Here is a 5,320-nt window from a genome sequence, read left to right on the forward strand (position 1 = left end):
TGTGGGAGCGGGCGCGAACCGGTCCCGCAGGGCGGCGGCCAGTTGCTGGGGTAGCGAGGGGTCGGGCCCGCCCGCGGGGTGATGGGCGATCCGGGTCGCCGACCACCCGGCTCGCTCGGCGGATCGGGCGACGACCTCGCGGCTGCGGTCGTCCCACTCGTCCCGTCCGGGGACGTCGACGGGGGGTGCGGACGCCGGTTCGAGCAGATCCTGCCCGTAGGGCACCAGCTCCGGCGCGTCGGGCATCTCCATGACCGAACCGAGGAGGGAACCCCACAGTCTCCGGGGCTTCGGATTCTTCTCCTTGGTCAGTACGTATCCGTGTCCGGAGACGGCGAGGCGACTCTCCGCGCGCGTGGCGGCCACGTACAGCAGCCTGATCCGCTCCGCCAGCGAGTGTTCCGCCTCCCGCTCCGCGGCCCGTGCGAACCCGGGATCGCGCACCGAGGTGGAGAACGAGGCCGCGGGTCGGGGAGGCTCGTCGTCCGTCCACAGCAGTCTGTCCCGGTCACCCGGCCACTTGCGGCTCATCCCGGCGAGCACGACCATCGGGTACTCGAGCCCCTTGGCGGCGTGAATCGTGGTGATGCGGACGGCGTCGACCCCGATCTCCGGGATCGCCGCCTCCGGGACCCGGGCGTCCTCGGCGGTGAGTGCCAGCGCCCAGTCCGCGTACTCGCGCAGGTCGGCGCGGGCCGGGTCGGCGGCGGAGTCCTCCCACTGCCAGGCGTGTTCGATCACGAATCGGATGCGTCGCCACAGGTCGCGCCGGCGGGGCGACTCGGCGACCGATTCGAAGACCATCCGATCGTGGACGAGTGTCTCGAGGATCTCGCCCGGTCGTCGGCTCCGCCGGGACAGGTCGGAGAGGTAGTCGATCCCCACGGCGACCGGGGAGTCCACGAGGTGGTCGGGCGCCGGGGCGCCGGGGGCCCAGACCCCTCCGGCCGCGCGCCACCGGAGCAGGTCGTCGTCACCACATCCGAAGAGCGGGGAGCGGAGCGCTCCGACGAGCGATGCCTCGTCGGCCGCGTTGGCCACGGCCCGCACGGCGAGGAGGAGGTCCCTGATCTCGGGGGTGCCGTAGACGATGGACGACGCTTCGGTCCGGAAGTCGATCCCGGCGTGGTCGAGGCATTTCTCGATCATCGGCAGAGAACCCCGGGAGGGCAGGAGGATTGCGATGTCCCCGAGGCGGAGCGGGGTGTGGCCACCGTCCTTGGACTCGTGTGTCCACTGCTCCCGGACGGCGGTCGCGATCACCCGTGCCACATCGGAGGCTTCGGTCCAGTGCCGCGTGATGTCGTCATTCGCGTCCGCGGGACAGTGATCGGGCAGCGCGGGCACGTCCTCGGTGCGGAACACGAAGGGACGGGGCCCGTGCGCGGGGTCGTACGGGGGCCGATCGGGACCCGGTTCCAGTTCCCGGTACTCGGGCTGCACGCCCTGCGCGGCGAGCATCACCTCCGAGAACACCGAGTTGACCCAGTCCAGCACCGCCCGCGAACACCGGAAGTTGGTGCTCAGGCGCTCGATCTCGACCCCGTCCATCTGCTGCGCCCGCAGGTAGGTGGAGATGTCCGCCCGGCGGAAACGGTAGACGGACTGTTTGGGGTCACCGACGGTGAACAATCTCCCGGACACCGAGCCCGGTTCCGGGCTCGGTGCCGACCCACCAGTGGACCCCGCGCCCCGTCGGCCGTCCTCGGCGGTGAGGAGGGTGGCGAGGTCGAGCTGGATGGGGTCGGTGTCCTGGAACTCGTCGATGAGGATGCGCGTGTACCGGGCCCTGACCCGGTCCCGCACCTCGGGGTCCTGCAGCAGCTCACGCGCCAGGACGAGTTGGTCGTGGAACTGCAACGTGCCGCGCCTGCGCCGGTCCTCGGCGTGTCCGCGGATCACCGGGATGAGGGCGTCCAGGACGATCGCGATGCGGGGGCGCCAGTGGGCGGACAGGACCTCGGTGCAGATAGAGGGCAGTCGCTTGATCTCCTCCTTGATCTCCCTGACGGTGTCGGCGCCGCCCCAGTTGGGCCCCTTTCCCCCGCTTCCCGGACCGAGGGGCGTGGAGAGGAGTTCGACCCAGGTGGGAGACGCCGTCCGATCCGTGGCCGCCGACTGGAGGTCCGTCAGCCATTCCTCGTGCCTGGCGAGGGTCTGGTAGAGCTTGTCGGTTTCGTCCTGGCAGGACTCTCGCCATCCGATGATCGACCCGATCGCGGCGACGATCTCCGCGAGATCGGGGGTGGCGGGCAGCTCGGAACCGGGAGCCCCGCCGGAGTGGAGAGGGCCGCGCGGGAGTCGGTCCCAGTCGCGGTGCAGCGCCTCCACCATCTCGCGGAAAGCATGCGTGCCGACGCCGGCGTCGAGCATGTCGTCGACCGCCTGGGCCAGTATGCCGGAGCGCGACCCGTTCCGGTCTCCGCCGAACAGGACGCTCGCGCATTCCTGCCACATCGCTTCCACGGCCGTGGCCTCGGCGGTGTCCTGCTGGGCGGTCACCTTCGGCGGTGTCCCGGCCTCGAGCGGATTCTCCGAGAGCAGCCGCAGTGCGAACGAGTGCAGGGTCCCGATGGCCGCGGTGTCGAGCCCGGCGAGCGCGGCGTCCGCGCGGGGGTCTCCCCCCTCCCGTCGGTCGACCAGGTGGACCCGCAGCCGGTCACGCAGTTCGGCGGCCGCCTTCTCGGTGAAGGTGATCGCGGCGATCCTGTCCACGGGCACGCCGTCGGTGAGCAGGAGGGTGCTGAGCCGACCGACCAGGGCGTGGGTCTTCCCGGTGCCCGCCCCGGCCTCGACGAAGAGGGTGGCGGTGGTGTCCCGTTCGACCCGGTCCCGGGCGGGTTGGTCGTGGAGCGCGCTCATGGGGTCGACTCCGTTCCGGTCCCGGCCGTGTCACCGGCGACGATGCCGACGAACGCGGGATGGGACGCGAGTGGCTCCCGCCGGGACAGTCGCTCCCACGTGCGGTCCAGATCCGCGCCTCCGAGCAGGTCGGCCAGGTCGCGGGAGGACCCGCGCCCGCCCTTGAGGGGGAACCATCCCCGCCGGATGGCGTCGACCAGGTGGCCGACGTCCGAGCGGACCCGGTCCATGACGGCATCCGAGATGGTGAGGGAGATCTGTTCGAAGCCCCCGCGTTCGGTGCAGTACCAGTAGCGGGCCTCGCTCACGGGCATGTGCCGGGCGGAGGCGGCGGCCGCGGCGTACAGGGGGAGCTGGAACCGGGTGCCGGCCACGGTGGGGTCGTCCTCGCGCGGGCGCAGTTCCACCCCGGGTGGCTTCCCGGTCTTGTAGTCGGTCACGCGCTGCGCTCCATCCCGGACGTCGAGCCGGTCGATCGATCCGGCCAGGAGCAGGGTCTCCGGGCCGCGGGAGGTGATCACCTCGAGCGCGATCCCGGCCGACGGCTCTCCGGGGAGTCCGCGTCCGAATCCGAGCTCGGTGGCCGTGGGACGCCAGCCCGCGTCCGAATCAGCGCTGTCCTCCTCGAACCACCGGCCGAGCTCGGCGGCGAGGAGCATGCGTCGCCGGCGCCACAGGGGGGTGAGCAGCCCGGGAGCCGCGGCGACGGCCTTGTCGCACTCGTCGGACAGGGCGCGCATGAGCAGGTCACGATCCGGACCGACCCCCAGCGCGAGTCGCTCGCCCACGTATCTCTGCAGGATCGCGTGGACCAGGTCGCCGTAGTCGCGGAGGTCCATCTCGATGTCCGCCGCCGGGTCGTCGAGCACACGGACCCGGAGCACGGTGGCGAGGAAGAACAGGTAGGGGCTCTGGGCCCAGTCCTCCAGGCGGGTCGGCGACACGGGTGTGTCGAGAACCGTGACCAGCTCGTTCACGGACGAGACGTCTCCGGTGAACCGCGAGAACACACCGAGCCTCCGGTCCCGACGCATCTCGTGTGCCCGGATGAGCGGCTCCGGCGCGGTGGGTCCCGCCCGCCACCCGCGTGCCGCCAGTTCACGGAGGCGCAGCTCGGTGGGGGTGGCCGGATCGGGGCCCAGGAGGGGCGCGGGTGAGAGGACGCCGTCGACGAACGAGGGGACCGCGGTGACGGCGGGGCACCCCGCGACGGCCTCCTGCCACCGGGTGGCGTGGACCTGCTCGCCGGAGAGGCGCGAGAGCGTGGGCAGGAGCCACCGGGACGGGATGCGGTGTCCGCCACCCCGCATCGACCCGCGGGGGAACGAACACAGTCGTCGGTTCGCGCCCGCCGACAGGGCCAGTTGGAGGACCCGGTACCGCTCGTCGAGCAGTTCGGAGGCGGGTGGCTCGACCGCTCCCTCGGGCAGCAGCGGATCGGGTCGGTGCAGGACGGGTAACAGTCCCTCGGCCATGCCCACCACGCACACCGTGTCGAGGTCCCGGCCGACCGCGTCGTCGATCGGGCCCAGGCTCACGCCCGCCCCCTCCTCGCCGACCCGCTCGGTGATCGAGTCCAGCCGGGTGGACACGGCTCCGACGATCCGCTCGCGGGTGATCGCGGGCGAGAGGGTGTCGAGGTCGGCGAGAGATCCCACCGCGGCCTGCACCGCCGCGCGGTCGGGGGTCTGCCGGAAGAGGGAGGTGAGCAGGGTGTCCAGCGTCTCTCCGACCTCGGACCAGGTCCGTGCGGACTCGAGGGCGCCGAGGGTCGACCTGATCCTGTCGACCAGGTGTAGCAGCGCCGCGCCGGCCGCCCGGTCGGAGTCGGTGAACCCGTCCCCGGACTGATCACCACGGTCCGCGAGGTGGTCGGCCAGGCGGGTCCAGTCGCCCGCTCCAATGACCGGGACACGCATGCGGGTGAGCATCTCCAGCCGACGGGACGAGACCGCCGTGCCCCGGTCGTCGAGGAGTGCCACGGCCCCCTCGGCCACGATCGAGAGCAGGTCGGCGCGCGGCATGAGGTCCGGGTCGATCGCGAGCAGTCGGACGAGGGACCGGCCGGCGGTCGTGCGACCGAGATCGGTGGCGGAGGGTCCGTTGACGACGATCCCCGCCTCCGAGAACGCCCGGAGCAGCAGTCGGAGATAGGGGTCCGGCGACGGGTAATAGACGCCGATCCGGTGCCCCGGGAGCCCGTCCGCCAGGCGTGAGCGGACGAACCGGACCACCGCCCGCACCTCGTCATCCGGGTCCGACGCGTGCAGGACATGGGTTCCCGTGACGGCGCCGTCGCCGTCGGGCTCCGCCGCGGAGGCCAGGTGGTCGGCTCCCGTCCCGGGAATCGGCGTGACCCCGCGAGAGTGCAGGGCGGCGCGCAGACGTCGCTCGGCCTCCGTCCCCCTCAAGGGGGCCGCGAGGACCACGCGGCCGAGACCGTCCAGCCTCTCGATCG

2 protein-coding genes are annotated in these 5,320 nt (G+C 72.2%); both read right to left on the reverse strand.

What is annotated here, in order from left to right:
* The coding region (locus G6019_RS08460; protein WP_182627397.1) for a UvrD-helicase domain-containing protein at positions 1–2,862 on the reverse strand (2,862 nt) is incomplete at its 3' end.
* A partial coding sequence (locus G6019_RS08465; RefSeq protein ID WP_182627399.1) for a PD-(D/E)XK nuclease family protein occupies positions 2,859–5,320 on the reverse strand: 2,462 nt, incomplete at its 5' end. The genes G6019_RS08460 and G6019_RS08465, both read right to left, overlap by 4 nt.

The organism is Dietzia sp. DQ12-76 (assembly GCF_014145045.1).
Lineage (GTDB): Bacteria > Actinomycetota > Actinomycetes > Mycobacteriales > Mycobacteriaceae > Dietzia.